This window comes from Rhodoferax sp. PAMC 29310, assembly GCF_017948265.1.
In the GTDB taxonomy this organism is placed as follows: Bacteria; Pseudomonadota; Gammaproteobacteria; order Burkholderiales; family Burkholderiaceae_C; genus Rhodoferax.
Map to the genome: position 1 here is coordinate 468,914 of NZ_CP072852.1, position 24,872 is coordinate 493,785.

General features: G+C 55.9%; 25 protein-coding genes. 15 read left to right on the forward strand and 10 right to left on the reverse strand.

Going from position 1 to position 24,872, the window contains the following annotated elements; all coding sequences use genetic code 11:
- The first annotated feature begins 91 nt into the window (after positions 1 to 91).
- Positions 92 to 499 carry a heme-binding protein gene (locus tag J8G15_RS02140; protein ID WP_210545754.1) on the forward strand — a complete coding sequence of 136 codons (408 nt, stop codon included), beginning with the start codon at positions 92 to 94 and terminating at the stop codon, positions 497 to 499.
- A 90-nt stretch (positions 500 to 589) separates the two neighbouring features.
- Positions 590 to 925, forward strand: coding sequence for a YbaN family protein (locus J8G15_RS02145; RefSeq protein ID WP_240538532.1), 336 nt, complete (start codon positions 590 to 592; stop codon positions 923 to 925).
- A 12-nt stretch (positions 926 to 937) separates the two neighbouring features.
- On the opposite strand, the gene hemP is transcribed toward J8G15_RS02145, so the two are convergent.
- The 7 genes from hemP to J8G15_RS02180 all read right to left on the reverse strand — a co-directional run bounded on the left by hemP (position 938) and on the right by J8G15_RS02180 (position 7,520).
- Complete coding sequence (hemP, locus tag J8G15_RS02150) at positions 938 to 1,150, reverse strand: hemin uptake protein HemP (protein ID WP_210545758.1); 213 nt, start codon at positions 1,148 to 1,150, stop codon at positions 938 to 940.
- Entirely contained in the window at positions 1,150 to 1,560 is a 411-nt protein-coding gene (locus J8G15_RS02155) for a biopolymer transporter ExbD (RefSeq protein WP_210545759.1), read from the reverse strand. Before J8G15_RS02155 ends, hemP begins: the two co-directional genes overlap by 1 nt.
- Positions 1,561 to 1,570: 10 nt before the next feature.
- Positions 1,571 to 2,287, reverse strand: a complete 717-nt coding sequence (locus tag J8G15_RS02160) for a MotA/TolQ/ExbB proton channel family protein (RefSeq protein ID WP_210545761.1) — start codon at positions 2,285 to 2,287, stop codon at positions 1,571 to 1,573.
- A gap of 26 nt (positions 2,288 to 2,313) precedes the next feature.
- Positions 2,314 to 3,021: an energy transducer TonB gene (locus J8G15_RS02165; protein ID WP_210545763.1), complete on the reverse strand. Its 708-nt coding sequence runs from the start codon at positions 3,019 to 3,021 to the stop codon at positions 2,314 to 2,316.
- A gap of 122 nt (positions 3,022 to 3,143) precedes the next feature.
- Positions 3,144 to 3,827, reverse strand: a complete 684-nt coding sequence (locus J8G15_RS02170) for a Fe2+-dependent dioxygenase (RefSeq protein ID WP_210545765.1) — start codon at positions 3,825 to 3,827, stop codon at positions 3,144 to 3,146.
- Positions 3,828 to 3,845: 18 nt separating this feature from the next.
- Entirely contained in the window at positions 3,846 to 6,029 is a 2,184-nt protein-coding gene (locus J8G15_RS02175) for a TonB-dependent siderophore receptor (protein WP_210545767.1), read from the reverse strand.
- A gap of 669 nt (positions 6,030 to 6,698) precedes the next feature.
- Entirely contained in the window at positions 6,699 to 7,520 is an 822-nt protein-coding gene (locus tag J8G15_RS02180; protein WP_210545768.1) for a pyruvate, water dikinase regulatory protein, read from the reverse strand.
- 223 nt (positions 7,521 to 7,743) lie between these two features.
- On the opposite strand from J8G15_RS02180, the gene ppsA reads away from it, so the two are divergent.
- From ppsA to dnaB, 7 genes are all read left to right on the forward strand, one after another.
- Positions 7,744 to 10,134 (forward strand): phosphoenolpyruvate synthase, encoded by a 2,391-nt coding sequence (gene ppsA / locus J8G15_RS02185; protein ID WP_210545770.1) that lies wholly within the window; start codon positions 7,744 to 7,746, stop codon positions 10,132 to 10,134.
- A gap of 50 nt (positions 10,135 to 10,184) precedes the next feature.
- A complete protein-coding gene (locus J8G15_RS02190) occupies positions 10,185 to 12,497 on the forward strand; it encodes a VC_2705 family sodium/solute symporter (RefSeq protein ID WP_210545772.1) in 2,313 nt (770 codons plus the stop codon).
- 111 nt (positions 12,498 to 12,608) lie between these two features.
- Complete coding sequence (rpsF, locus tag J8G15_RS02195; RefSeq protein WP_210545774.1) at positions 12,609 to 12,974, forward strand: 30S ribosomal protein S6; 366 nt, start codon at positions 12,609 to 12,611, stop codon at positions 12,972 to 12,974.
- Between the two features lie 23 nt (positions 12,975 to 12,997).
- Complete coding sequence (gene priB / locus J8G15_RS02200) at positions 12,998 to 13,297, forward strand: primosomal replication protein N (protein WP_210545775.1); 300 nt, start codon at positions 12,998 to 13,000, stop codon at positions 13,295 to 13,297.
- 29 nt (positions 13,298 to 13,326) lie between these two features.
- Positions 13,327 to 13,611, forward strand: a complete 285-nt coding sequence (gene rpsR / locus J8G15_RS02205) for a 30S ribosomal protein S18 (RefSeq protein ID WP_011464487.1) — start codon at positions 13,327 to 13,329, stop codon at positions 13,609 to 13,611.
- 11 nt (positions 13,612 to 13,622) lie between these two features.
- A complete protein-coding gene (gene rplI, locus J8G15_RS02210; protein ID WP_210545776.1) occupies positions 13,623 to 14,075 on the forward strand; it encodes a 50S ribosomal protein L9 in 453 nt (150 codons plus the stop codon).
- A gap of 173 nt (positions 14,076 to 14,248) precedes the next feature.
- Positions 14,249 to 15,655: a replicative DNA helicase gene (gene dnaB / locus J8G15_RS02215; protein WP_210545778.1), complete on the forward strand. Its 1,407-nt coding sequence runs from the start codon at positions 14,249 to 14,251 to the stop codon at positions 15,653 to 15,655.
- A 122-nt stretch (positions 15,656 to 15,777) separates the two neighbouring features.
- Here the strand turns inward: dnaB and J8G15_RS02220 are convergent, their stop codons facing one another.
- The 3 genes from J8G15_RS02220 to J8G15_RS02230 all read right to left on the reverse strand — a co-directional run bounded on the left by J8G15_RS02220 (position 15,778) and on the right by J8G15_RS02230 (position 18,668).
- Entirely contained in the window at positions 15,778 to 17,481 is a 1,704-nt protein-coding gene (locus J8G15_RS02220) for a PhoH family protein (RefSeq protein WP_210545780.1), read from the reverse strand.
- A gap of 178 nt (positions 17,482 to 17,659) precedes the next feature.
- Positions 17,660 to 18,148, reverse strand: a complete 489-nt coding sequence (locus tag J8G15_RS02225) for a peroxiredoxin (protein WP_210545781.1) — start codon at positions 18,146 to 18,148, stop codon at positions 17,660 to 17,662.
- A gap of 145 nt (positions 18,149 to 18,293) precedes the next feature.
- The gene (locus J8G15_RS02230) at positions 18,294 to 18,668 is read right to left on the reverse strand and encodes an Mth938-like domain-containing protein (RefSeq protein ID WP_210545783.1); all 375 of its coding nucleotides are present in this window, start codon (positions 18,666 to 18,668) and stop codon (positions 18,294 to 18,296) included.
- A gap of 110 nt (positions 18,669 to 18,778) precedes the next feature.
- On the opposite strand from J8G15_RS02230, the gene J8G15_RS02235 reads away from it, so the two are divergent.
- The 6 genes from J8G15_RS02235 to moaD all read left to right on the forward strand — a co-directional run bounded on the left by J8G15_RS02235 (position 18,779) and on the right by moaD (position 24,871).
- Entirely contained in the window at positions 18,779 to 20,005 is a 1,227-nt protein-coding gene (locus J8G15_RS02235) for a pyridoxal phosphate-dependent aminotransferase (protein ID WP_210545785.1), read from the forward strand.
- 91 nt (positions 20,006 to 20,096) lie between these two features.
- Positions 20,097 to 21,419 (forward strand): homoserine dehydrogenase, encoded by a 1,323-nt coding sequence (locus tag J8G15_RS02240; protein WP_210545786.1) that lies wholly within the window; start codon positions 20,097 to 20,099, stop codon positions 21,417 to 21,419.
- Positions 21,419 to 22,846 carry a threonine synthase gene (gene thrC / locus J8G15_RS02245; protein ID WP_210545787.1) on the forward strand — a complete coding sequence of 476 codons (1,428 nt, stop codon included), beginning with the start codon at positions 21,419 to 21,421 and terminating at the stop codon, positions 22,844 to 22,846. Before J8G15_RS02240 ends, thrC begins: the two co-directional genes overlap by 1 nt.
- Positions 22,843 to 23,376, forward strand: a complete 534-nt coding sequence (gene mobB, locus J8G15_RS02250) for a molybdopterin-guanine dinucleotide biosynthesis protein B (protein ID WP_210545789.1) — start codon at positions 22,843 to 22,845, stop codon at positions 23,374 to 23,376. Before thrC ends, mobB begins: the two co-directional genes overlap by 4 nt.
- Positions 23,373 to 24,623 (forward strand): gephyrin-like molybdotransferase Glp, encoded by a 1,251-nt coding sequence (gene glp, locus J8G15_RS02255; protein ID WP_210545791.1) that lies wholly within the window; start codon positions 23,373 to 23,375, stop codon positions 24,621 to 24,623. Before mobB ends, glp begins: the two co-directional genes overlap by 4 nt.
- A complete protein-coding gene (gene moaD / locus J8G15_RS02260) occupies positions 24,620 to 24,871 on the forward strand; it encodes a molybdopterin converting factor subunit 1 (RefSeq protein WP_210545792.1) in 252 nt (83 codons plus the stop codon). Before glp ends, moaD begins: the two co-directional genes overlap by 4 nt.
- Position 24,872: the final 1 nt, after the last annotated feature.

Sequence of the window (24,872 nt, forward strand, 5' to 3'; positions counted from 1 at the left end):
CTTTTTGTAAGGATACTTCCACCTGAAACAAGCTGAAAGAGGTGCATTCAAGGCGTTATGCTATTTGTTTTATAAATGTAGGTTCCACTCAATGAAAAACAAATTTGCACTCGAACTGTCTGATGTGAAAGCCATCGCTGCGGCTGCCGAGGCTGAGGCACTGAAAAACAATTGGGCGGTCACGATTGCGATCGTGGACGACGGCGGTCACTTGCTCTGGCTGCAGCGTCTTGACGGCGTTGCCCCCATCTCTGCGCACATTGCGCCGGCGAAAGCGAAGACGGCGGCCCTGGGTCGGCGCGAAAGCAAGATCTATGAAGACTTGATCAATGGCGGACGCACGTCATTTTTGAGCGCGCCCGAGATCAGCGGCATGCTGGAAGGTGGGGTTCCCATCATGAAGGACGGACAGTGCCTGGGTGCTGTGGGCGTAAGCGGTGTGAAGTCCTCAGAGGACGCACAGATCGCCAAGGCGGGTATCGCCGCCATTGGTCTGTAACCGCTTTGTGAGTGTCGGCGCCGGACAATAGGCGTGATGCAAGAATCCCTTCCTACGCCTTTGTTACCGCGTTGGCAGCGGTGGATTTGGATGTTCTGTGGAGTTGCTTGCTTGGTCGCCGGCGTGATTGGCATTGCGCTGCCGCTGCTTCCGACCACTCCTTTCGTGCTTCTGGCAGCTTTTTGTTTCTCCCGGGGGAGTGCTCGCTATGAGCAGTGGATGCTAAATCACACTCGATTTGGTCCCATGGTTCGCCACTGGCGGGCCTGTAGAGCGGTACCACTGCGGGCCAAGCAACTGGCGTCGGTGATGATGACGCTGAGTTCTGTGATGGCCTGGTGGCTCCTTCCGCCGTCCGTGCGCTGGATACCGGGTGCGAGTTGCGCGCTGGTTGCGATCTGGCTTTGGCACTTGCCCAATGGATAATTTTTTCCCAACCTATTTGGTCAGAATTAATTTCCCCAGTTTGGTGGTTTGCAGGCGGTAAATCTCTCCATGGTGAGCAATGTGGACGACTTTCTCCCCATTGAACAGGTCGGCGCTCTGCAGAGACTGCGTCTTGTTGTCGAATGCTGACGCCGGCACTGATTTGGTTGTGGACAAGGCCGTGTCACTGCCGGGTACAACTAGCGTCTTAGATCGGTCCGTCATCAGTTCTTCGGCTCGGTGATGAATCCAATTTTCTTGATGCCCGCCTGCTGTGCAGCAGCCATGACTTGGGCCACACGCTCATAGCGCACATCTTTGTCACCCCGAATATGCAGGTCCGCCTGGGGCACCTTGAGGGCTTCAGCCTGCAATCGAGTGAGCAGCTCGCTGTCTTGCACCGGCGCTTCATTCCAGTGGTAATTGCCCTGGGAGTCAACGCTGAGCGCGATGGTTTTTGGCTTGGTTTGCTGAATTTCATTGGTGACGCGCGGCAGTTCCACGTTCACCGCGTGCTTCATCACGGGCACAGTGATGATGAAGATGATCAGCAAGACCAGCATGACATCGACCAGCGGCGTCATGTTGATCTCGTTCATCACATCATCGGGCTCATCTTGGGTTCCGAATGCCATGTGATTCTCCTCAGGCTTTCTTCATCGGAACGACTTTGCCATTGCCGGTGCCACTGCTGACACGGGCACCTGTGACAAAGTAGGCGTGCAGGTCATGTGCGAAGCGGTTGAGCTTGGTCAGCACGGATTTGTTGCCGCGAACCAGCGCGTTGTAGCCCAGCACGGCGGGAATGGCGACAGCCAAGCCCAGCGCCGTCATGATGAGTGCCTCGCCAATGGGTCCCGCCACTTTGTCAATGGTGGCGGTGCCGGCGGCGCCGATGCCCAGCAGGGCGTGGTAGATGCCCCAGACGGTTCCAAACAAGCCCACAAACGGGGCGGTAGAGCCGACCGAGGCCAGAATGGCCAAGCCAGATTGCAGGCGGGCGGTGCTGTCATCGATGGCGTTGCGAAGACTTCTGGTGACCCAATCACTCATATCCAGCGTGTTGTGCAGCTGAACTTTGGTGTTGCTATGGTGGGCAGTGGCCTCGCGGCCGGCGAGTGCGACTTGGCGAAAGGGGTTGCTGTCGTCTCCGCCCAGTGCGGTCAGGCCGGTGGCCAAGTCTTCACTGTGCCAGAACGCCTCGGTGCCCGCGGCCAGTTTCTTGTACTTGAAGACGTCTAGCGCCTTGAGCACGATGACCATCCATGAGGCCAATGACATGGTGAGCAAGACCAAGGCCACGGCTTTGGTGACCCAATCGCCTTGGGTCCAGAAATTGATCAGTCCAAGTTGAGAATTCATATTGACTCCAGATAGAAATTAAAAAATTATTCGAGAACGAAGCTGATAGGCACGTTGAACCACATCGCCTCTGGCACGCCGGCCCGCTTTCCGGGCACATAACGCCAACGCAGCACGGTGGTGAGCGCGGTCTGGTCCAGCCGGTCAAAGCCGCTGGATTGTTTGAGTTCTGTTTTTTGGGCTGTGCCGTCGATGCCAATCAACACTCGAACCACTACCTTGCCTTGTTCGCCCAGGCGCTTGCTCAGCGCCGGGTAGGGCGGCTTGGGATTTTGAAGGTAATCGGCGTCGCTGGACGGCAGCACAAGTTGAGGCAATTGGGGCGTGGGGGCCGCCTTGGCGACCACGGCTGGTGAAGCGCTCACCACTTGGGGACCAGTCGCTACTGGGGCCTCCAAAGCGCCAACTTGGGCGGTCGGCGCGGGCGTCGGATCGACAATGGCCAGCGGCAGGGGGGCTGGCGCCTTGGCAGGACCCGGTGTTTTCTTGGTCACCGCTTTCACGGGCGTCGGTTTAGGCGGGGCAGGGGCCGGCGCGGGTGGCGTCACTTTGGACGCAGCTGGCGTGTTGAACTCAACCAGTATTTCGGCCGGAATGATGACCTCCACCGGTCGGCTGCGCAGGCCGGATTGAAGGGCCCACAGCGCCGCCATGTGAAAGGCGATGACGCCACCAGCAATGAGGAACTTGCGATTCACGGGTAAAAGGGCAACGGTGTGCGTGGGTAAAGTCATAGTTTAGGGCGCCACAACGCGAGGCTCAATCAGTCTTCCCGGCGAAGATCCACCAGGTGCCTCCAATGACCAAGACGAGGCTGATGAGTACGGCTGTGAGGAAGGGCATTTCCATCTCGCTTTCAGGTGTCCGCCCACATGCGCAGGAGGTTGTGATAGGTGCCAGTGAGGCCCGTGGTTTCCTGGGTTTCACCGTGGCGTGTGCGCAGACCCAGCAGGTTCATGTCCAGCTCGTACAGCAAGCGGCGTTGTTCGTCGCTGCGGACCATGCTCTCCACCCAGAAAAAACAAGCCAGGCGGTATCCGCGAGTGACTGGCTTGACTTGGTGCAAGCTGGTGCCCGGGTACAGCACCATGTGTCCGGCCGGTAGCTTGATGGCTTGTTCGCCAAAGGTGTCGGTCATGCATAGCTCCCCGCCGTCATAGTCTGTTGGGTCGTTGAGGAACACGGTGCAAGAGACGTCTGTGCGAACCTGTTGTCCAGTGTCTGGCATATAGCGCACGGCGCCATCGATGTGGTTGCCGTAGAAGTTGCTGTCACCGCCATAGCGGTTGAGCCGTGGGGGAAACACCTTTTTGGGCAAAGCGGCGGAGAAGAACAGCGGGCACCGGTCCAAACCCCGCAGCACCATGGCGCGGATTTCTTGGGCTGCGGCGCAGTTGTGCGCCAGTTGCTCATTGTTCTTGACCTGCGCGGCTTGTACACCCGCACCGGGACGTCCATCCGCCCACGGGGCGGCGGCCAGCAAGGATTGCGCGTGGCGAACCTCAGCTGGGGTCAGGACATCAGGAATATGAAGCAACATGGCGCAGGTTGACTTGAGTTAAAACTTCACGTTGAGGGTGAGCTGGGCATTGCGTCCGGAGCCAGGCACATAGTGGCCGGTGTAGAGCGAGTCTGCGTAGAGTTTGTTGGCCACGTTGCTCACATTGGCTTTCAGCGTGTACCGGTCATTGAATTTGTATTCACCCATCACATCCACAGTGGCGTAGTCTGGCGCCAACCAGCCAGGATTGCGGTTAGGGGCTTGTTCGCTGCGAAAGTTAACTCCGGCGCCGAGGCGCAGTTGCGGGGTCAATTGGTAGGTAGACCACACGGTGCCCGTGTGCACAGGGGTCAGCGACGGGCGCTCACCCGTTCGCTCACCCGCAGTGGCTGTGGCGGCCGCGACGTCAATGTTGGCGGTGGGCATCCACATATATGAGCCATACACCTCCCATTCATTGGTCAGGCGCCCTGTGATGTCAATTTCGAATCCCACGGTGTGCCGCTTGCCGGACAGCAACATCGCGGTTGCGGCTGAATCGGGGTCTGTATTGCGTTCGTTGAACTTGGTTGAATGAAACAGCGCCAGCCGGGTGGTGAAGCGCTTGTCCGCTGTGTCCAGCTTGGCCCCAAATTCAATATTGCGGCTTTGCTCCGGGTCGGTGTTGGCGCTCAAAGCGCTGTAGGAGTAGGTGTCCGCCGAGGTGTTGAATGAAGTGCCGTATGAGAAATGGTACGAAGTGAGGTCGTTGGGCTGGTACAGCACCCCAAAGCGTTTGCTCCAGTTGGAAATCTTCTGTTGGTAAGAGGATATGGCGCCCGTTGTGGAGATGGTGTCATACGCGCCGTCCATCGTGTCGTAGCGCAAGCCCGCCAGCACTTTCCACTCGGGGGTGAGGTACATCATGTCCTGCAAATAGGCGCCCATATTCTTCGCGTGGAATGCGCTTGACAGACTGAGCACGCGGCTGCCTTCGTCAAATGACACACCGTCGTTGGGTGTGCCGGCCAAGGTGCTGCGCTGACTTGTTGTGCCACTAGCGCGGTAAACGTTTTTCACTTCGTCGGCAAAGTCGACGCCTGCCAAAATTTCGTGCTTTAGCCCCAGTGCCATCAGTTTTGTGGAGTATTCACTTTGCAAATAGAGAGAGTTGAGGTCTTGAATTTTGATTCTGGAGCTGCGGTTCAAAACTGTGCGGTCGCTGAAGTTATCCAGGCCTGTACCATTTGCATTTCGGATCGTCACGGCGCGCTGGTCGCGGTCATAGCTGCCCCGTCGCACTGTGGTTTTGAGCTCGCTGTCGTCCTGAAAGCGGTGAGTGTGACTGGCCGTCAGGTAGGTGACTTCACCTGCATTGCGGTCACTCGCCAAGCCGTAATACGCGCTGGGGTCCAGGTTGTTGTTGATGGTGGTGGCAGCGGCAGCGGCGCTGGACGTGGGTTTGATCCACGGCAGCCCATAGTTCATGCCGTTGTTGTTGTCCAAATGGTAGAGACCGAGTGAAAACTCATCGGCCGTGCCAATGCCAAATCGGTAGGTGGCGGCGATGCCTTTTTTGTCAATGCTGCTACCCGCTCCGTTGTTGTCCGCTTTGGTGGCCATGGCGTTGATGTGCAGTGCCGCGTCTTCGCCCGTCTTGATGTTGAAGTCGCCCGTGACGCGGCGAAAATTGTGGCTGCCAAGCGTCGTGGACACCTCGTGTTCATCGATGGCGCGAGGCTGTTTGCTGACTTGATTAACGGCACCGCCCGTGGAGCCCCGTCCAAACAGTATGGAGGCTGAACCACGCAGCAACTCGATGCGGTCATTGTTGAAGGTGTCGCGGTCATAAAACGCGGGGTCGCGCAAGCCATCTACAAAGATGTCGCCCGAGGTCGCCAGAGAAAAGCCGCGCAGACGAATGTCTTCTTCGCCGCCCTCGGCTGCCTGAAACGTCACGCCGGCTGTGTTGTGCAATACGTCTTTCAAGGTGTCCAGATTTCGGTCATCCACGAGCTTTTCGGTGACCACCGTGACAGATTGGGGAATATCACGCAGTGCCTGGTTGCCCTTGCCCTTGCCCTTGCCCTTGCCCTTGCCAATGCCGGTGGTGGTCGCCCGCAAGGCATCTTTACCCTCAGACGCTTCTGCCTTTTCCTTGACGATCACCGGTTTGAGCGTCGCGGCGGCGTTTGTATCCACTTGTTGAGCCAATGCGCTCATTGACCCGGCCAGCAGTGCCGCGCCCAGCGGCAGGATCATGGCCCGAGGTGCTATTGAATGAGCAGCTTTCCCCGCTTTATTGACGGGGGCTATAGCATTAATTGCCGGTTTTTTTTTGGATTGATTCATATTGACAATTGATTCAGAAAGGGGGGGGCTGGCTGAATCCGCAAACGTCAATGAATGGCGCGGGGTGGCTGGCTATGAATGTCAATTATTGTAAATACGAATCGTTGTCATTTAGAATAAATTTGAAATAATTTATCAAAACTTCAAGAAAATAGTCTTCTTTGTGCAAAAAGGCCCCTGCATGAGTCAAGGTCGCAGGTCGTCTGGATTTGGGACGAGGCAACTGCACCGAGTTCAGCTTGGAAAGTTGTGCGACACCCAACAACGGGCTGAAGCACATGCCTCGGTGGTGCCACGCCAGGTTAGGTATACGTAGATTCACCAGTAACATTGGTGCCTAATTCCGGTCGATTGGGTTTGCCTGGCGCGAGGCTGGAACGGGCTGTCGATCGGTACTGGCTGCTGCCTCGGTTTGGACTATTGGCCGCTTCAAATCCTGAGCCCGTTTTTCAGCGCCGATAGGCAGCAGTGTGGGTGGGCGCCACATCGATCAACTTCAAACCCACCTTGAGCTCGTCTTAAAAAAGACGGTTGATTCGCATGCTGCTTCTTTGTTGTCATGCGATGCGTCTAAGCCTTTTAGTAGGTCAATCGCTCTGGCCGGATTTCTTGCAAGATGGTCGTTGCGATTTCCTCAATCGACTTGGTCGTCGTGGACAACCAGCGAATGCCCGCCAGTTTCATCATGGCCTCGGCTTCTCGCACCTCCATGCGGCAGTTTTCGATGGAGGCATATTTGGAGTTGGGTCGGCGTTCGTTTCGGATCTCGCTCAATCGCTCTGGTTGAATGGTCAAACCAAATATTTTTGCCTTGTGATCCTTGAGGGCCGGTGGCAAATGCTGGCGTTCAAAGTCCTCAGGAATCAATGGGTAGTTGGACGCCTTCAGTCCGTACTGCATGGCCAGGTACAAAGACGTGGGTGTCTTTCCGCTGCGGCTGACACCAACCAGAATGACGTCCGATTGCGCCAAGTCTCGATTTGATTGCCCGTCATCATGAACCAGCGAGAAGTTGATGGCTTCGATGCGGGACTGGTATTCCTTGCTTTTGCTGGCGTCGCTGAATCGGCCAATGCGGTGGTTCGACTTCAGCTTGAGCTCCGTCTCCAACGGGTGGACGAAGGTTCCAAACATGTCCAGAAGCATGCCTTGGCACCCCTCTGTGATGACTTTCAAAACCTCCATATTCACCAAAGTGGTGAACACAATGGGTTTGGCGCCATCGACGATTCCTGCGTGATTGATCTGCCGAACTGCTTGGTGGGCTTTGTCGACCGAGTCCATAAACGGCAATCGCACATGGCGGGACGTGATTTCAAATTGAGCCAATATGGCTTTTCCAAAGGTTTCAGCGGTGATGCCCGTGCCGTCAGAAATGAAGAAAACTGTGCGATTTGGCATGGTGTTTGATCGGGTGAGTTGAATTTTCGCCCTCAGGTTTTTGAAAGCGCCGGGGCTATTGTGAACTTGTTGCCCGCCTACAATAACGTGTTTCAACCCAATTTAGTCACGCGATTGGCTGACAAAAATAGCGACAACAAGTCAGAGCGATTGCGTGAGCATGGTCGGTGCGTGTGAGCGCCGATTGCATGTACTGCGCCGTTTTTAACTTCTGGAGCTTCCCATGTCTACATTGTTCAAAGAGACCGATTTGGTCGTCCCGTTCGAAAAACTGAGGATGACTGATGTCGACTCAGTTGGTGGAAAAAACGCCAGCTTGGGGGAAATGATTTCACATTTGCCCACCGGGGTCAAAGTTCCGACCGGTTTTGCCACTACTGCGCATGCGTTTCGCGAGTTTCTGGCGTTTGAGGATCTCAGCGGACGAATCAATGCCAGTTTGAGCAAATTGGATACTGAAGACGTTCGCGCATTGGCCCGGGTTGGGGCGGAAATTCGCGCCATGGTCGAGGCTCAGCCCTTTCCCGCTGACTTGGAGCAGTCCATTCGAGACGCCTTCTTGGTCTTGAGTGCAGACAATCCGCAGGCGTCGTTTGCAGTGCGCTCTTCAGCGACTGCTGAGGACCTGCCTGACGCTTCATTTGCGGGCCAGCAAGAAACCTTCTTGAATGTCACGGGCATTGATGCGATTCTGCACAAGATGAAGGAAGTCTTCGCGTCCTTGTACAACGATCGCGCGATTAGCTACCGTGTTCACAAAGGGTTTGCCCACGAGCATGTGGCTTTGAGCGCCGGTATTCAGCGCATGGTCCGCTCAGACCTAGGTGCGGCCGGTGTCATGTTCACCATTGACACTGAATCTGGCTTCTCAGACGTGGTTTTCATCACTTCCAGCTATGGCCTCGGTGAAACGGTGGTGCAAGGGGCTGTGAATCCTGACGAGTTCTATGTGCACAAGCCCATGCTCAAGGCAGGCAAACGTGCCGTGATTCGACGCAGCTTGGGTTCCAAGCTGCTTCAAATGCAATTCAGCACGCCTGAAGAGAAGGCTGCGACGGGCCAATTGGTGAAGACCACAGACGTGCCGGCCGAGTTGCGAAACCGCTACTCCTTGACGGACGGTGACGTCGAAAAGCTGGCTTCTTACGCGCTTGTCATTGAGCAACACTATGGCCGCGCTATGGACATTGAGTGGGGCAAGGATGGCCTCGATGGAGAGCTTTACATTTTGCAGGCTCGGCCTGAGACGGTGAAAAGCCAAGCCGCCGGGAAGGCCGAGCACCGTTACAAGCTCAAGAGCACTGGCACCGTGCTTGCGGAAGGGCGGGCCATTGGGCAGAAAATTGGAACCGGCCCGGTGCGAATCGTGCACAACATCAGCGAGATGGACTCGGTCCAGCCTGGCGATGTGCTGGTCACCGACATGACCGATCCCAACTGGGAGCCTGTGATGAAGCGGGCTGCCGCCATCGTGACCAACCGGGGTGGGCGTACTTGCCATGCCGCCATCATCGCTCGTGAATTGGGCATTCCCGCGGTGGTCGGCTGCGGCAACGCAACCGAATTGCTCAAGGAAGGCATGCTGGTGACGGTCAGTTGCTCAGAGGGCGATACCGGTTTTATCTATGACGGGCTTCTTGACACTGAGGTCACGGAGGTTGAGCGTGGGGTGATGCCAGAAATCGATGTCAAGATCATGATGAATGTGGGCAATCCACAGCTGGCATTTGATTTTTGCCAGTTACCGAATGAGGGTGTGGGTCTGGCCCGGCTGGAGTTCATCATCAACAACAACATCGGCGTGCATCCCAAAGCCATTTTGGATTACCCCAACATTGATGCAGATTTGAAGAAGGCGGTCGAGTCTGTGGCGCGTGGCCACGCCTCACCCCGTGGTTTTTATGTGGACCGAGTGGCAGAGGGTATCGCAACCATTGGCGCAGCCTTCTGGCCAAAACCGGTCATCGTGCGCTTGTCAGACTTCAAGAGCAATGAATACCGCAAACTGATTGGTGGAAGCCGCTACGAGCCAGAGGAAGAAAACCCAATGTTGGGCTTCCGTGGCGCCGCGCGATACATCAGTGCAGATTTTGGCGAGGCATTTGCCATGGAGTGTGAAGCACTGAAGCGAGTGCGGCTCGACATGGGCTTGACCAACGTTCAGGTGATGGTGCCGTTTGTGCGAACCCTTGGGCAGGCGAAACGGGTTACCGAGTTGCTGGCGGCGCACGGACTGAAGCGTGGACAAGATGATCTGAAAATCATCATGATGTGCGAAGTGCCAAGCAACGCCATCCTGGCCACTCAGTTTCTGGAGTACTTCGATGGTTTCTCGATCGGTTCCAACGATTTGACTCAGTTGACCTTGGGTCTGGACCGCGATTCTGGCCTCGAGTTGTTGGCGGCTGACTTCGACGAGCGTGATCCTGCGGTCACCGCGCTGATCAGTCAGGCCATCGCAGCCTGCAAGGCTCAAGGAAAATATGTAGGTATTTGCGGTCAGGGCCCCAGCGACCACCCGGACTTCGCGGATTGGTTGAAAGACGAGGGAATTTCCTCAATCTCCTTGAACCCCGACTCTGTTATCGCAACCTGGAAGCGACTCGCTCGCTAGACGCTGGATTTGAGCGCCGTGGTTCGACAGCTTTTCAAGATGATGAAGCCATGTTGAATCCGGCGCCGGGTGCTATCGCGTCGTCGACATTCCCAGGCGGACTGCGGCTGCACGCTTGGCTGCTTGCAGTCTGGTTTTTGGCCTCCTTCGGGGTTGTTTTTTTCGCGCACGATTTACAAATGGTTGTGCGCGGTTGGCCTGTCGGCTATTGGTTTGCTGCCCAAGGCAGCGTTTTCATCTTCATTGCGATCGTGGCGTGCTTCGCCTGGGTTGCCAATCGCCGCGACGGGGCCGGCCTCTCGGTCGATCCAGCCTATGCGGTTTACAAGTTGAGATTGCATCGACGGTTTGCCATTTACGTGGTCTTGCTGTTGTTGTTTCTCGCTGCTTTGGCCGTGGCTGAGCACATTGGCTTAAAGAAAACCTGGGTCGGTGGAGTCTTTCTTTTCGCGTCAGTGACTTTGTACGCCGCCATTGGTATTTACGGCAGAACCTCGGACGCTGCCGAGTACTACGTTGCCGGGCGTCGAATACCTGCGTTCTACAACGGCATGGCAACCGCCGCAGACTGGATGAGTGCCGCATCGTTCATTAGTATGGCGGGGGGCCTTTATTTGCAAGGGTTTTCCGGCACCCCTTCGCAGGCAGGTGGGTTGGTTTATGTATTGGGTTGGACCGGTGGTTTCTGCCTGGTTGCGTTGTTGGTGGCGCCTTATTTGCGAGGTTTGGGTCTTTTTACGATCCCGGACTACTTCGCCGCCCGCTTTGGTGGCCACTGGCCGCGGCAGATTGCCGCTTTTGCCGCGGTTCTTTGCTCCTTCACCTATGTTGTTGCCCAAATCTACGGCGTGGGATTGATCACATCGCGAATGACTGGCGTTCAGTTTGAGGTCGGTATTTTGCTGGGACTAGGTGGCGTGCTGGTGTGCTCATTTTTAGGAGGCATGCGGGCTGTGACCTGGACGCAAGTGGCCCAATATGTGATCTTGATTCTGGCATTTTTGATCCCCGTGTCCTGGTTGGCTTACAAGCAACTCGGCAATCCCATGGCTCCGCTTGTCTATGGACAGCAACTACAAAAAATTGCGGCTTTGGAGCAAAAACTGCTGGATTCACCGGCTGAGGCCGAGGTCATTGAAGCCTATGCCGCACGCGCACGGGTCTTTGAGTTGAAATTGGTGAACGTGACCCTGGCGCTCGACACAGAGCGGAAGATGTTGAAAGAGCGGGTTCGATTTTTCAGCGAGCGGCGTGCCGATGAATCGGTGATTCTCGCCACCAAGCGTGAGTTGGCGGCATTGCCCAAAGACGAAGCGGCCGCCCGGGAGCTTTGGACTCGCGCCATGCAGGACAATCAGGAGCGGGCTCAACCTCTGGGAGGCATGCCGCTTCAGGCCAAGCCCTATGCCGGCGACCCGGATGGAACTCCCAAAGAGCGAGAGGCGTTCGATGTCTCACGTCGAAATTTTCTTGCGTTGATGTTTTGTTTGATGGTGGGTACGGCGGGACTGCCGCATTTGTTGACCCGGTTCTACACCACACCGAGTGTGGCGGAGGCTCGGACGTCTGTGGCTTGGTCCTTGTTTTTCATTTCACTGCTGTACCTATCCGCTCCAGCATTGGCGGTTCTCGTCAAGTATGAGGTGATGAGTCAGCTCGTGGGTCAAAATTTCAACGCCTTGCCATCTTGGATTGCGCAGTGGGCGCAAGTCGATCCGGCACTGGTGTCTGTCAGCGATATCAATGGCGACAACATTCTGCAATTTGCCGAACTTCGGATGGGGTCAGATATTGTGATGCTTGCCATGCCTGAGTTGGGTGGTTTGCCATATGTGATTTCGGGGCTGGTGGCGGCGGGGGGCCTGGCCGCAGCGCTTTCCACCGCTGATGGCTTGCTGTTGACTATTGGCAATGCGCTGGCGCATGACTTTGTTTATCAGGGGGAAAGCGACCGAGCTGGAGCGGTAAGGCGTGTCATGCTGTCCAAGTTCGCATTGCTTGTCGTTGCCTTGGTTGCGGCTTATGTCGCCGCCCAGCGCCCGGCAGATATTCTGTATCTGGTTTCTGCGTCGTTCTCTTTGGCGGGGGCCGCCTTCGTGCCGGCCATGGTTTTGGGTATTTTTTGGCAAAAAACGTCACGACCCGCCGCTGTGGCTGGAATGATCGTAGGACTGGGCTTGACGATCTATTACATGGCTATCAATTCCGTACCCGTTCGGTCATTCTTGGGGCTGCAGGGCAGCGGGATGTGGTTTGACATCCAACCCGTTTCAGCAGGCGTGTTTGGCGTCCCGACGGGCGTGGCAATCATTGTCGTGGCCAGCCTTGTTTGGCCCTCCCGGACCGAGTCCTTGACTCATTAGCCAAGACCTCGTCTTTGGCATATAATGATGGGCTTCGCCTTGCCACACCTCAATTAGACGCTGAGGGTGGTTTTTTCTTGCCCATCTTGGGGCTATCCAAAAGGAGTATCAATGCGTCACTACGAAATCATTCTCATGATCCATCCGGATCAGAGCGAGCAGGTTCCCGCTATGCTGGAGCGTTACAAAGGCATGATCACTGCCGGCGGCGGTAAGATTCACCGCGTCGAAGACTGGGGTCGTCGTCAGTTGGTTTATATGATCAATAAGCTGGCTAAGGCTCATTACCTTTGCGTCAACATCGAAGCAGATCAGGCCGTCATGGCTGAACTTGAGCATGCGTTCAAATTCAATGATGCAGTTTTGCGTCACCTGACCGTTCTCAAGAAAAAGGCTGATACCGGCCCATCTTCGATGATGAAAACCGTCGAGCGTGAAGACGCCCGCAAAACTCAACAAGCTGAATACCAAGCCTAACAACGCTGCCAGTTGAGAGGCGAGTGAATCCATCCAGCAATCATCTCGTATTTTCGGCCTGCATTGAAGAGTTTGACGCGTTGCGTTACACGCCTGCAGGTCTGCCAGCCCTGAACCTGAAGTTGACTCATGAGTCCAGTGTTCAAGAGGCAGGGCAAGAAAGACAAGTGAAAGCTGCAATCAAGGCAATCTCCTTTGGGGTGATTGCTGAACGGCTTGTAAAGCAGGCCGTTGGTAGCAGTTGGACATTCACCGGCTTTATAGCCACTCCTCGCAATGGCAAAAATGTTGTTTTGCATATTCAAGAGTTTCAGCAAGATTAACGAATCCGTAAAAATTTAAGGAGTCCATCATGGCCGGACCAAAACGTTTCAATAACAAAGACAAGCGCCCTAAGCGCCCAGCCCAGAACCTGCTGTTTAAGCGCAAGCGTTTCTGCCGCTTTACAGTGACTGGCGTTGAAGAGATTGATTACAAAGACATCGACACCCTGCGTGATTTCATTGCTGAAAACGGCAAAATCATCCCCGCTCGCCTGACTGGCACCCGTGCCATCTTCCAGCGCCAGCTCAACACCGCTATCAAGCGCGCGCGTTTTCTCGCGATGCTGCCTTACAGCGACCAGCACAAGATCTAAGGAATACGACCATGCAAATTATTCTGCTCGACAAGGTCGTGAACCTTGGCAATCTCGGTGAAATCGTTCGTGTTAAAGACGGTTACGCCCGCAACTTCCTGATCCCAACTGGCCGTGCACGTCGTGCAACTGCGGCTGCGAAGGAGCAGTTTGAAGTCAAGCGCGCTGAACTGGAAAAAGCTGCTGCAGTGAAGTTGGCTGAATGCCAAGCTGTTGGCGAGAAGCTGACGGGCTATGTCTGCAAGCTAACGCAAAAAGCCGGTGTTGACGGTCGTCTGTTCGGCTCAGTGACCAATGCTGACATCGCGGACGAGTTGAACAAAAACGGCTTTAAGGTTTCTAAATCCCAAGTTCGTATGACCACTGGTCACATCAAAACTGTGGGCGACAGCGCAGCAACAGTGTCCTTGCACACTGATGTGGCAGTTGAAATCACAGTGTCTGTTTACGGCGAATCCGCTTAAATAGAGCTGCTCTAATATGGAAGCCGCCGGGGTGTCAGTCTCGGCGGCTTTTGTATTTGTGGTCTCTCTTGTTTTTTCAAATCGTCACAATTTTCTTTTGTTAGAAAATACAATTTGATCCCGTTGTCCTGATGGCTGTTCGGGGCGAAATGGCCAAATCTAAGGACTCCTGAATGTCGACCAAATTCCCCTCCAAGTCAGACGAGTACGGGGCCGACCCCCAGGTCGCCCAACTCCGCATCCCGCCGCATTCCATCGAAGCTGAGTCCAGTGTTTTGGGTGGATTGTTGCTTGACAATGGGGCCTGGGATCGCGTTGGCGACTTGCTCAAAGACGGTGATTTTTACAGGTACGAGCACCGTCTGGTTTTTGCAGCCATCGGGGTGTTGATCAATGGGTCAAAGCCCGCCGATGTGATTACAGTCTTCGAGCAGTTACAAGGACAAGGCAAGGCTGAGGAAATTGGCGGGTTGGCCTATCTCAACTCGTTGGCGCAATACGTGCCCAGTGCTGGAAATATTCGTCGGTATGCGGAGATTGTTCGGGAGCGCTCCATTTTGCGCAAGCTCGTGACAGCTAGTGACGAGATATCGACCAATGCCTTCAATCCAAAAGGTCGTCCTGTTGCCGCCATTCTGGATGAGTCCGAGCAAAAGATTTTCAATATCGGCGAAGAGGGGGCCCGCACCAAACAAGGTTTCCAATCCATGGACACTCTGGTGGTTGATTTGCTAGATCGTGTCCAGGAAATGGCAGACAACCCCAATGACGTGACCGGTGTTCCGACGGGTTTCTATGACCTTGATCGCATGACGTCGGGCTTTCAGGCGGGTGACATGATTGTGTTGGCTGCGCGACCCTCCATGGGCAAAACGGCGTTGGCAATCAACATTGCCGAACACGTGGCGCTGAATGAAGGTCTACCTGTCGCGGTCTTCTCGATGGAGATGGGTGCTGCCCAGTTGGCGGTTCGTATTGTTGGTTCCATCGGTCGCATCGATCAGGGGCATTTGCGCACCGGGAAATTGACGGATGAAGAGTGGCCGCGCTTGTCGGAGGCCATTGAAAAATTGCGCACCATTTCATTGCATATTGATGAGTCGGCCGGTTTGACGTCCAGTGAATTGCGAGCCAATGCCCGGCGCTTGTCCCGGCAGTGTGGCAAGCTGGGCCTGATTGTGGTGGATTACTTGCAACTCATGAGTGGCTCGTCGGGTGACAATGAAAATCGCGCCACCGTGCTGGGTGAGATCTCCCGCGGTTTGAAAATGCTCGCGCGTGAGCTTCAATGCCCGGTGATCGCGCTGTCCCAGTTGAACCGAAGCGTTGAGCAACGTCCCGACAAGCGGCCGATGATGAGTGACCTGCGTGAGTCTGGTGCCATTGAGCAGGACGCTGACATCATCATGTTCATCTACCGTGACGAGTACTACACCAAGGACGCCTGCAAGGAGCCAGGGGTCGCCGAAGTTATCATCGCCAAGCAGCGGAATGGTCCAACCGGCACGGTCAAGTTGGCTTTTTTGAGCAACATCACCAAGTTTGAGTCACTAGCCCACGGTGGCGGTGGAGATTTCTAAGAAATATGACCATCGGTGCTCGCCCAGTAGGTGTGTGCCGCTCTACTATTAGGAATAAATGAACATATAAAAGCCCCCTGTCACTCGGAGACAGAGGGGTTTTTGGCTGACTGGGCGCGAAATTACAGAACGTCGCTTGCGAAATCGGCCAAGCGCGAGCGCTCGCCACGGGCCAGTGTGATGTGACCACCGTGCTGCCAACCTTTGAACTTGTCCACGGCAAAAGTCAGTCCCGATGATCCTTCAGTAAGGTAGGGCGTGTCAATCTGCGCCAAATTGCCCATGCAGATGATCTTGGTTCCAGGGCCTGCCCGGGTAATCAAGGTCTTCATTTGCTTAGGTGTCAAATTCTGCGCTTCGTCGATGATGACGTACTTATTGAGGAAGGTACGTCCGCGCATGAAGTTCATGCTTTTTACTTTGATGCGGCTGCGAATGAGCTCGCTCGTGGCAGCTCGGCCCCATTCCCCTGCGCTGGTATCTGTTTTTCCCAGTACTTCAAGGTTGTCATCCAGTGCGCCCATCCAGGGGCCCATTTTTTCCTCTTCAGTGCCAGGCAAAAATCCAATGTCTTCCCCTACACTGACGGTGGCACGGGTCATGATGATTTCGGTATAGCGCCTGTCATCCAACACTTGAGTCAGGCCGGCCGCCAGCGCCATCAACGTTTTACCGGTACCTGCAGTGCCGGTCAGCGTCACAAAATCGACCTCGGGGTCCATCAGCAAATTCATGGCAAAGTTTTGCTCGCGGTTACGGGTAGTGACGCCCCAGACCGAGTTTTTGAGATGCGTGAAATCTTTCAGCGTCTTGAAGACGGCTGTCTTGCCGCGAATCTCGGTGACCCTTGCATACAGGCTCGGCTCGCCGGGAGACTCGAAGTAAACAAACTGGTTGATTTGCAAACTCGGAACAATCGGCCCCGTCACACGGTAAAAGGTGTGCGCGCCTGTCTGCCAGCTTTCAATGGTTTTCCCGTGCGTGGTCCAGAAATTGAGGGGAAGGGCGAGGGCGCCCGAGTACAGAAGATCACCGTCTTCAAGTGTCTTGTCATTCTGATAGTCGTCCGTGGCCAGGCCCAAGGCTCTAGACTTGACGCGCATATTGATGTCTTTGGACACCAGAACGACCTCGCGTGGTGCATGCTGAAGACGCAACGCATCGACCACACCCAGAATCTGGTTGTCAGCCTTGCCCTGGGGCAGGCTGGTGGGTAAGGTGTAATTGAGCAGCTGGGTTTGGAAAAACAGCTTGCCGCCGGCCTGTCGATGGCCCGTGGTATTCAGAGCCAGGCCGGCGCCGATGTCGGCACCGTTCTCACCTGCCAGCGCATCGAGCGTGCGACTGGTTTGGCGGGCATTGCGGGCGACTTCTGTCATTCCCTTCTTGTGGCCATCCAGCTCCTCCAATACGATCATTGGCAAGAAGATGTCATGTTCCTCAAATCGGAATAGGCACATTGGGTCATGCAGCAACACATTGGTGTCTAGAACGAACAACTTTTTCGGCCCCGTTCTTTTGTCTTTGACAATGCGGTCTTCCCCAGCTGGCTTCGATGGAGGTGTCGGGCGCTCGCTGGGGGCAGCCTGAGCGGCTGGAGGCGTTTGCGTCTTGGGTTTGACCGGCATTCGCGCTGTTTTGGCGACAGGCTGGGACTGGGGCGCTGTTACCTCCGCTGACACGCGCTGTCGGGATTTTGGGGTCGCAGCCGTCTGGATGGGCGTGTGTTCGGGGATGGGCGCTTTGGGTTTGCTCTGAGCCGGCACGTTGTAGTCTTTTTCGCTCAGAAGTGCGGCACGTTTTGCGGGGGCAGTGGGCAGTGGCATGAGTGGGTAGGCTCGCAAAAAAAGGTGGTTTCAGGGCGTCGGAAACAAAAAAGCCGTCTTGATCGCAAGACGGCTTTTGGGGGGAGCGGAGTTTGTGGAGTTCAGCAACATGAAACTCATTATGCATGAGCTCAAATGCGTGGGAAGGGCTCCCTCAAATCTCCGCCGAGTGGCACGCTTATGCTTCTGCGGTGGCTGTTTTATTCAATGCCTTGACGGCTTTCAGCACGTCGTCCACATGGCCAGGCACCTTCAGGCCGCGCCACTCTTCTTTCAGTGTGCCATCGGCACCAATGAGGAAGGTGCTGCGCTCGATGCCTTTGACCTTTTTGCCGTACATGATCTTGTTCTTGACCACACCAAACATGTGGCACATCTTCTCTTCGGTGTCAGCGACCAACTCAAAGGGCAACTCGAGTTTTTCTTTGAAATCGTCGTGCGACTTCATGTTGTCACGGGAAACGCCAAAAACCGTTGCGCCAGCTTTGACAAAATCTTTGTACTTGTCCCGGAACTGCATCGCTTCAGTGGTACAGCCAGGCGTGTTGTCTTTGGGGTAGAAGTACAGAATAACTACGTGACCCAAGTGGGACGTGTTGGACACTTTGAGGCCACCAGTGGCCATTGATTCAAATTCAGGGATGGGTTTATTGACAACAATCGCCATAGTTCTTAAATCTCGTGTGACAGGATGCGTCGTTCTCGTAAGTTGCAAGCACTATCCTCTGACAGCACTCCGGCGCTTGCAACTGCAACCCGATATTTTAACTCCAAATGAGCGGATGAGCTGCTCAATTCACTACGGTGTATCCCTAAGGTGACGGCATCAAGAGTGCAACGGCGACATGACGCCCTTCGCCGGCGAGGATGTTGTAGGTGCGACAGGCCGCCTGCACATCCATGGTTTCGATGCCGATCTGTCGACTGACCAAGGGCGCAATCCAGGCCGGATTGGGGAAGCGAATGCGGTCTCCGCTTCCAAAAATAATCAATTCAGTGCCCAGTGCCGCCAGTTGCGCGAAGTGGGCTTCACTCAGGTTTTCAAACTGGTCGCAGTTCCATTCAAAGCGCTCCCCGCGTGATCCGAGGACGATGCTGGTACTGATTTTTTCATTGCCGACACTGATCCATCCGGGGCCGTAGCCGCTGATGGATTGCACGTCGATGGAGTCGGGTTGGAATTTCATGGTCGAAAGCCTCGATGAGTATGCTGCAGTGCAACCAAAACCGGAGTTCGGGTTCGGAAATGTGGTCAAATTATAAGTTTCGCCCTGTGTCATCCACTCCCGGAGGGATTTTGAAAACCATTCGAAAATCTGCCAAATTGGCTAACGTCTGTTACGACATTCGCGGACCAATCATGGACGCGGCTCGCCAGATGGAAGAAGAGGGCCACAAGATCATCAAGCTCAACATTGGCAATCTGGCCGTGTTTGGTTTCGACAGCCCAGAAGAGATTCAGCAGGACATGATTCGCAACCTGCCCAATTCGGCGGGATATTCGGACAGCAAAGGCATCTTTGCGGCGCGCAAGGCTGTCATGCATTACACCCAGCAGCAGGGCATTCAAGGTGTCACGCTGGACGATATTTACCTGGGCAATGGCGCCAGCGAACTGATTGTCATGGCCACCAACGCCTTGTTGGACGATGGCGACGAGTTGCTGTTGCCGTCACCCGATTACCCGCTTTGGACTGCCGCTACCAGTCTGTCCGGCGGCGCGCCGGTGCATTACAACTGTGACGAGGCCAATGGCTGGATGCCTGACTTGGCGGACATCCGGGCCAAGATCACCCCGCGCACCAAAGGCATTGTGGTCATCAACCCCAATAACCCAACGGGCGCTTTGTACTCTGATGATTTGCTCAGTGCCATTGTGGAGATTGCCCGCGAACACGGACTGGTCATTTTTGCCGACGAGGTCTATGACAAGGTGTTGTACGACGATGTTCGTCACACGGCCATGGGAAGTTTGTCAGATGACGTGCTGACTTTGACCTTCAACTCGCTGTCCAAGAGCTATCGTTCCTGCGGTTACCGTTCTGGCTGGATGATTGTGTCGGGCGATAAAAAGCCAGCCAAGGACTACATCGAGGGTTTGAACATGCTCTCGAACATGCGCCTATGCTCTAACGTGCCAGGACAGTGGGCCATTCAGACCGCTTTGGGCGGTCATCAAAGCATCAATGAGTTGGTGAATGAGGGCGGACGCCTGCGTCGCCAGCGCGATTTGGCCTATGAGTTGATCACTGCCATTCCTGGTGTAACGTGCGTCAAACCGAGTGCGGCACTCTACATGTTCCCCAAGCTGGACGCCACGATGTATCCGATTGCGGACGATCAGGAGTTTTTCCTGGAACTCTTGCAAGAAACCAAGGTCATGCTGGTTCAGGGCACGGGCTTCAACTGGCCCAACCCGGACCATTTCCGTATTGTTTTTTTGCCACACGAGGATGACTTGCGCGAAGCCATTGGCCGGGTGGCCAAGTTTCTCGAAAGCTACCGCAAGCGCCACAGCAATTAATCGTCGTGAGAGTGCTATTTAAATAATAGCTGCTCCCGCATATTCAATAAGGGCAAATGCCCAATTTATCGTCAATTTAGCAAGAGTATTTATGAAACCGATTCAAGTAGGGCTGTTGGGCATTGGTGTGGTGGGTTCGGGCACATTCAATGTGCTGCGTCGCAACCAGGAAGAAATCATGCGCCGCGCTGGCCGTGGCATTGAGATCACCATGGTGGCTGATCTGGACGTGGCGCGCGCTCAGAGCTTGGTCGGTGACGGCGTCAAAGTCGTCAACGACGCACGCGCAGTCATTGCCAACCCTGACATTGACATCGTGATTGAGTTGATTGGCGGCTACGGCATTGCCAAGACGTTAGTCATGGAAGCCATTGCGGCGGGCAAGCATGTGGTTACGGCCAACAAGGCCTTGCTGGCCGTGCACGGGACCGAGATTTTTGCAGCGGCGTCCGAAAAGGGCGTGATGGTCGCGTTTGAAGCGGCCGTGGCCGGTGGCATTCCTATCATCAAGGCCTTGCGCGAAGGCCTGACTGCGAACCGCATTCAATGGCTGGCCGGCATCATCAACGGCACCACCAACTTCATCCTGTCCGAAATGCGCGATAAGGGACTGGACTTTGATGTCGTGCTCAAACAAGCGCAAGCGCTGGGCTATGCCGAAGCGGACCCTACCTTCGACATTGAAGGCGTGGACGCGGCGCACAAAGTCACCCTCATGTCGGCCATTGCGTTTGGTATTCCGGTCCAGTTCGAGAAGGCCTATATTGAAGGCATCACCCAACTGAGCTCGGTCGACATCAAGTACGCCGAACAGCTCGGTTACCGCATCAAATTGCTCGGCATCACCAAGCGCACTGACGCCGGTGTTGAACTTCGTGTGCACCCCAGCTTGGTACCCACCAAGCGTTTGATCGCCAATGTGGAAGGCGCCATGAACGCCGTGGTGGTTCAGGCCGACGCAGTCGGCACCACGCTTTACTACGGCAAGGGCGCGGGTTCCGAGCCCACCGCCAGTGCGGTGATTGCGGACCTGGTGGATATCACTCGCCTGCACACCGCAGACGCGGCCCAGCGTGTGCCGCATCTGGCGTTCCAGCCCAATGCCATGAGTGATTTGCACATTCTGCCGATGAGCGAAGTGGTCACCAGTTACTACCTGCGTCTGCGCGTGGCTGATGAGGCTGGCGTGTTGGCCAAAGTGACTGGTTTGCTGGCCGAAGCTGGCATCAGCATCGACGCCATGCTGCAGCGTGAAGCGGATGAAGTGGGTGGTGAGGGCTCGACCCAGACTGACATCATCATCCTCACCCACGACTGTGTGGAGTCCAACATGAACGGCGCGCTGGAGCAGATGCAGAAGCTGCCCACGGTGTTGGCGCCCATTACCCGCATTCGCAAGGAAGAGTTGGCCTGATGAACTACTTGTCCACCCGCGGGGAACCGACCCGCCGCCGTTTTTGCGAAATTCTGCTGGAAGGCTTGGCGCCGGATGGCGGCCTGTATTTGCCGGAGCACTACCCGCAGGTGGACGACGCCACGTTGACCCGCTGGCGCACGGCCTATCAAACACAGGGCTACGCCGCCTTGGCGTTTGAGGTGTTGTCGCTCTACATTGACGACATTCCTGCTGCCGACTTGAAGCAAATTTGCGACAAAACCTATACCGAAGCGGTGTTTGGCACGCGCAAAATTGTGCCTTTGAAAAAGGTCGAAGATGGCCTGTACCTGGAAGCCTTGTCCAACGGCCCCACACTGGCCTTCAAGGACATGGCCATGCAGTTGCTGGGCAACCTGTTTGAGTACGAGTTGGCCCGCCGTGGCGAAGAGTTGAACATTCTGGGTGCCACCAGCGGCGACACGGGCAGCGCGGCTGAATACGCCATGCGGGGCAAAAAAGGCGTGCGTGTCTTCATGACCAGCCCGTTTGGGCGCATGAGCCCGTTTCAGCAAGCGCAAATGTTCAGCCTGATGGACGAAAACATCCACAACATCGCGGTGGACGGCGTGTTTGACGACTGCCAAGACATGGTCAAAGCCGTGTCCAACGACTTGGATTTCAAACGCCAGTACAAGATTGGCACCGTCAACTCCATCAACTGGGCCCGTTTGATGGCCCAGGTGGTGTACTATTTTGCCGGCTACTTCCAGGCGACAACAACCAATGCCGAAAAGGTGAGCTTCACTGTGCCCAGCGGCAATTTTGGCAATATCTGCGCCGGCCATGTGGCTCGCATGATGGGGCTGCCGGTGGACAAGCTGGTGGCTGCCACCAACGAAAACGACGTGCTGGACGAGTTCTTTCGCACCGGCGTCTACCGTGTGCGCGGCAGTGCCGACACCCATGAAACCTCCAGCCCCTCGATGGACATCTCCAAAGCGTCCAACTTTGAGCGCTTCATTTTCGATCTGATCGGTCGTGATGGGCCGCGCACACAAGCCTTGTTTGGTGCCGGTCTGGCCAAAGAAGGGCGTTTTGACCTGTCGGGTGATCCGGCCTTTGCCGAGGCGGCGACGCGTTACGGTTTTGAGAGTGGGAAAAGTGTGCATGCTGACCGGCTGACAACTATCAAGGACGCGTTTGAGCGCTTTGGCTTGATCATTGATACCCACACCGCTGACGGCGTCAAAGTAGCGCGCGAACACCAGCAAGGGGGCGTGCCCATGATCGTTTTGGAAACGGCGCTGCCGATCAAGTTTGCCGCCACCATTGTGGAGGCCTTGGGTCGTCAGCCCGATCGTCCGCCCCAGTTTGAAGGCATCGAGGACCTGCCCAAGCGGGTGATTCGCATGGTCGCCGATGCTGGCGCCATCAAAGCCTACATCACGCAGTCCTGCACATGAAGGTGGTTTGCATTGCCGGTTACTCCGGTGCGGGCAAGACGCGCTTGATTGAACGTTTGATACCCGCGCTCCATGCCCGTGGGCAGCGGGTGTCGGTGGTCAAGCATGCGCACCACCGCTTTGACATTGACCACGCCGGCAAAGACTCCTTTCGCCATCGCGAGGCCGGTGCGTTTGAGGTGGTGGTAGCCTCGGATCAGCGTTTGGCGCTGATGCGGGAATTTGAGAAAACCGTCGAGTTGACCGTTCACCAGATGATTGCCGAGTTGAGCCCCGTTGCCGACTGGGTGCTGGTGGAAGGCTTCAGAGATTGCGATTTGCAGAAAATTGAGGTCTGGCGCCATTTGAGTGAGAAGCCCGCGCGCTACATGGATGACGATTTCATCGTCGCCGTGGCCACTGACTCACCCGAGGCCTTGCCACAGGCGACCCAGCGGCCCGTGCTGAACCTCAATAGTGCCGATGAAGTGGCTGACTGGCTTCAGGCCAGCGGTGACCGGTTCGACTACCGCCCGGAGATTTACCAATGAACGCCCTGCGCCCCCCCCGTGCCCCCCTGAAGCCTCTCGACGACGCCCTGATCGAGCTACTTGGGTTTGCCACTGCTTTGAGCGCGGTGGAGTGGGTTTCTACCTTTGATGCGGACGGCCGGGCGCTGGCGCAAGACTTTGTATCGGGTCTTCAGGTACCACCTCAAGACAACAGCTCCATGGACGGCTATGCCGTTCGCCGCGCTGATGTGGTGCAGGCCAATGGCCAAGCCTTGTCTGTGTCACAGCGCATCGCCGCAGGCACCGCCGGCACAGAATTGGCGCCGATGACCGTGGCCCGAATCTTCACGGGTGCGCCCATTCCTGCTGGGGCCGACGCAGTCGTCATGCAGGAAGATTGCGAGCTGACCAAGACCGACACCGGCGACACCGTCCGGCTGGCGGGCGTGCCGGATTTGGGGCAGTGGATTCGCCGGGCCGGCGAGGATGTCACCCAAGGCGCCGTAGTGCTCTCAAAAGGAGAGCGTTTGACGCCGGCTTCGATTGGGCTAGCGGCCAGTATTGGCTTGCATCGTTTGTCCGTGGTGCGCCGCCCTAAGGTGGCCTTGTTTTCCACGGGCGACGAGTTAGTTATGCCAGGTGACGTGGCGCCCGAGGCGATGAAGCCGGGCGCCATCTACAACTCCAATCGCTTCTTTCTGCGGTCGCTGCTGGTGCGTCTTGGTTGTGAGGTCACCGACCTGGGCATCGTGCCCGACCGACTCGATGCCACGCAGGATGCTCTGCGCGCTGCCGCGCAAGACCACGACTTGATTCTGACTAGCGGCGGGGTGTCGGTCGGCGAAGAAGACCACATCAAACCCGCCGTTCAGTCACTGGGGTCGCTTGATTTGTGGCAAATCGCCATCAAACCCGGCAAACCCTTTGCCTATGGGAAGGTGCAGGGCGCGCACTTCATTGGCCTGCCCGGCAACCCCGTGTCCAGCTTTGTGACCTTCTTGCTACTGGTGCGTCCGTTTCTCTTGCGGCTACAGGGTGTCTCGGATGTCGCTATGAAATCAGTAGCTATCCCCGCTCATTTCACTTGGGCTAGAGCCGATAAACGTCGTGAATTCTTGCGGGTTCACCGCAATGCGGCCGGCGGGCTTGATTTGTTTTCCAACCAGAGTTCTGGCGTGTTGACCTCTGCAGTATGGGGTGATGGCTTGGTAGACAACCCCGCGGGTCAGGTCATCCAGGCGGGCGATATGGTGCGCTTTATCTCTTTTTCGGAGTTGTTGGCATGAAAGTCACCGTCAAGTACTTTGCTTCCATTCGCGAGGCCATTGGGCAGTCCAGCGAGTTGCTTCAAACCGAAGCCGCAACCTTGGCCGCGTTGCGCGACGAATTGATCGCCAAAGGCGGAGCCTACGCTGAAAGCCTGGCCCGTGGCCGCTCGGTTCGATTGGCCTTGAATCAGGACATGAGTGACGAAAGCGTTGCCTTGCTGGACGGCGCTGAAGTGGCTTTCTTCCCCCCCGTGACCGGCGGCTAAG

Excerpts from the sequence above, each read along its gene's own strand:
- J8G15_RS02140 (WP_210545754.1), top strand. The coding sequence starts at position 92 with ATGAAAAACAAATTTGCACTCGAACTGTCTGATGTGAAAGCCATCGCT.
- J8G15_RS02145 (WP_240538532.1), top strand. The coding sequence starts at position 590 with ATGTTCTGTGGAGTTGCTTGCTTGGTCGCCGGCGTGATTGGCATTGCG.
- hemP (WP_210545758.1), bottom strand. The coding sequence starts at position 1,150 with ATGACGGACCGATCTAAGACGCTAGTTGTACCCGGCAGTGACACGGCC.
- J8G15_RS02155 (WP_210545759.1), bottom strand. The coding sequence starts at position 1,560 with ATGGCATTCGGAACCCAAGATGAGCCCGATGATGTGATGAACGAGATC.
- J8G15_RS02160 (WP_210545761.1), bottom strand. The coding sequence starts at position 2,287 with ATGAATTCTCAACTTGGACTGATCAATTTCTGGACCCAAGGCGATTGG.
- J8G15_RS02165 (WP_210545763.1), bottom strand. The coding sequence starts at position 3,021 with ATGACTTTACCCACGCACACCGTTGCCCTTTTACCCGTGAATCGCAAG.
- J8G15_RS02170 (WP_210545765.1), bottom strand. The coding sequence starts at position 3,827 with ATGTTGCTTCATATTCCTGATGTCCTGACCCCAGCTGAGGTTCGCCAC.
- J8G15_RS02175 (WP_210545767.1), bottom strand. The coding sequence starts at position 6,029 with ATGATCCTGCCGCTGGGCGCGGCACTGCTGGCCGGGTCAATGAGCGCA.
- J8G15_RS02180 (WP_210545768.1), bottom strand. The coding sequence starts at position 7,520 with ATGCCAAATCGCACAGTTTTCTTCATTTCTGACGGCACGGGCATCACC.
- ppsA (WP_210545770.1), top strand. The coding sequence starts at position 7,744 with ATGTCTACATTGTTCAAAGAGACCGATTTGGTCGTCCCGTTCGAAAAA.
- J8G15_RS02190 (WP_210545772.1), top strand. The coding sequence starts at position 10,185 with ATGTTGAATCCGGCGCCGGGTGCTATCGCGTCGTCGACATTCCCAGGC.
- rpsF (WP_210545774.1), top strand. The coding sequence starts at position 12,609 with ATGCGTCACTACGAAATCATTCTCATGATCCATCCGGATCAGAGCGAG.
- rpsR (WP_011464487.1), top strand. The coding sequence starts at position 13,327 with ATGGCCGGACCAAAACGTTTCAATAACAAAGACAAGCGCCCTAAGCGC.
- rplI (WP_210545776.1), top strand. The coding sequence starts at position 13,623 with ATGCAAATTATTCTGCTCGACAAGGTCGTGAACCTTGGCAATCTCGGT.
- dnaB (WP_210545778.1), top strand. The coding sequence starts at position 14,249 with ATGTCGACCAAATTCCCCTCCAAGTCAGACGAGTACGGGGCCGACCCC.
- J8G15_RS02220 (WP_210545780.1), bottom strand. The coding sequence starts at position 17,481 with ATGCCACTGCCCACTGCCCCCGCAAAACGTGCCGCACTTCTGAGCGAA.
- J8G15_RS02225 (WP_210545781.1), bottom strand. The coding sequence starts at position 18,148 with ATGGCGATTGTTGTCAATAAACCCATCCCTGAATTTGAATCAATGGCC.
- J8G15_RS02230 (WP_210545783.1), bottom strand. The coding sequence starts at position 18,668 with ATGAAATTCCAACCCGACTCCATCGACGTGCAATCCATCAGCGGCTAC.
- J8G15_RS02240 (WP_210545786.1), top strand. The coding sequence starts at position 20,097 with ATGAAACCGATTCAAGTAGGGCTGTTGGGCATTGGTGTGGTGGGTTCG.
- thrC (WP_210545787.1), top strand. The coding sequence starts at position 21,419 with ATGAACTACTTGTCCACCCGCGGGGAACCGACCCGCCGCCGTTTTTGC.
- mobB (WP_210545789.1), top strand. The coding sequence starts at position 22,843 with ATGAAGGTGGTTTGCATTGCCGGTTACTCCGGTGCGGGCAAGACGCGC.
- glp (WP_210545791.1), top strand. The coding sequence starts at position 23,373 with ATGAACGCCCTGCGCCCCCCCCGTGCCCCCCTGAAGCCTCTCGACGAC.
- moaD (WP_210545792.1), top strand. The coding sequence starts at position 24,620 with ATGAAAGTCACCGTCAAGTACTTTGCTTCCATTCGCGAGGCCATTGGG.